The 1,565-nt window shown below is 69.6% G+C and carries 2 protein-coding genes; one reads left to right on the top strand and one right to left on the bottom strand.

Annotated elements, in window-relative coordinates:
* A partial coding sequence (locus RMO97_RS14960; protein WP_310541843.1) for an N-acetyltransferase occupies nt 1-481 on the bottom strand: 481 nt, incomplete at its 3' end.
* A gap of 216 nt (nt 482-697) precedes the next feature.
* Here RMO97_RS14960 and RMO97_RS14955 point away from each other — a divergent pair.
* Nucleotides 698-1,565: MFS transporter (locus RMO97_RS14955; protein WP_310541842.1), on the top strand; the 868-nt coding region annotated here is incomplete at its 3' end.

Below are 1,565 nucleotides of genomic sequence, written 5' to 3'. Positions count from 1 at the left end.
CGCCACCCTCACGCAGCGGCCGGACCAGCACACGGCGCTGATCCACCGGCCCTGGCAGGCGCACCGCGCGAGCCGGGGCGGCGGAGAATCCAAAGCGGCTGAAATAGGGTTCGTCCCCCACCAGCAGCACATTTGCGAAGCCGGCGGCCTGGGCCGCCTCGCAGGCCCGCTGCACCAGGGCGCCGCCGGTTCCGAACTTGCGCACGTCGGCCTCGACGGCCAGGGGCCCCAGGAAGATCACCTCCGCCTCCCCGACCCGGATGCGGGTCATGCGCACGCAGCCTACCAGGCGGCTGTCGTCCCAGGCGCAGAAGGACAGGTCCTGCCGAAACTCGGCGATCTCGCGCACCCGCTCGGAGACCTTGGTGAAGCGGCCCGGCCCGAAGGCGTGGTCCAGCAGAATCTCGATGGCCGGGCCATCCTGATCCTGTTCAAGCTTGAGGGTCGGCGCCTGCGCGGCGGCGGACAGAGTCATGGGCATGGGAACTTCTTGGAAGTGCGACGGTCACCGGCCGCGCAACAATGCGCAGACCGGCGGGCGGTTCTAACTGGCGCGGCGGGCGCGCCCGGTTCGTCGCAGTCGTCGCATGACGTCAGGCCCGGAACTTCGATCAACAAGCGCGGCGATAGGGCCATGCGGCCTGCGCGTCAATCACGCGTTGCGAGCGCGGGCGTGGCGCCGCAAGGTCCGCCGCCCATGACCGAGACTCTCCCCGACGGCCCCGCCGAACCCACCACCCTTCGCGAGCTGATGAAGCGGCGCGACTATGTGCTGTTCTGGATCGGCCGCGTCGGAGCGACCCTGGGGGTGCAGATTCAAAGCGTCGCGCTGGGCTGGCAGATGTACGCCGTGGCCCGCGAAACCATGGATGTGAAGCAGTCGGCCTTCTATGTCGGGATGATCGGCTTGGCCGCCTTCATCCCCGTCCTGCTGCTGTCCCCCATCGCCGGCGAGACCGCCGACCGCCACGACAGGCGCAAGGTGCTGCTGCTCTGCTACACGGGCGAGATCGCCACCGCGGTCACCCTGGCCCTGGCCTCGATCTACGATTTCGCCAGCATTCCGCTGCTGCTGGTGCTATCGGCCCTGTTCGGCGCCAGCCGCGCCTTCATGGGCCCCTCAGCCACGGCGCTGGCCCCCATGCTGGTGCCGCGCAGCCTGCTGCCCCGCGCCATCGCGCTGAATTCCCTGGCCTGGCAAGGGGGCTCCATCGTCGGCCCGGCCATCGGCGGCCTGCTGCTGGCCCACTCCACCGGCCTCTCCTACTCCGTCACCACGGTCCTCTACGCCCTGTCGTTCGTGTGCGTCTTCATGATCCGGGCCGTGACCAAGCCGATCGTCCAGGCGGGCTCTCGCTGGGCCCTGATCAAGGAGGGGCTGGTCTATACCTGGACCAACAAGATCGTCTTCGGCGCTATCTCGCTGGACATGTTCGCCGTGCTGCTGGGCGGGGCGACCGCCCTGCTGCCGGTGTTCGCCCGCGATGTGCTGCATGTCGGGCCCGAGGGCTTTGGCCTGCTGCGGGCCGGCCCGGCCATCGGCGCCACCCTGGTGGCGGTGGTCC

The organism is Phenylobacterium sp. (genome assembly GCF_031425575.1).
In the GTDB taxonomy this organism is placed as follows: Bacteria; Pseudomonadota; Alphaproteobacteria; order Caulobacterales; family Caulobacteraceae; genus Phenylobacterium.
Note: the sequence above shows the minus strand (reverse complement) of the source record. Positions and strands in the feature narration are given on the sequence as shown.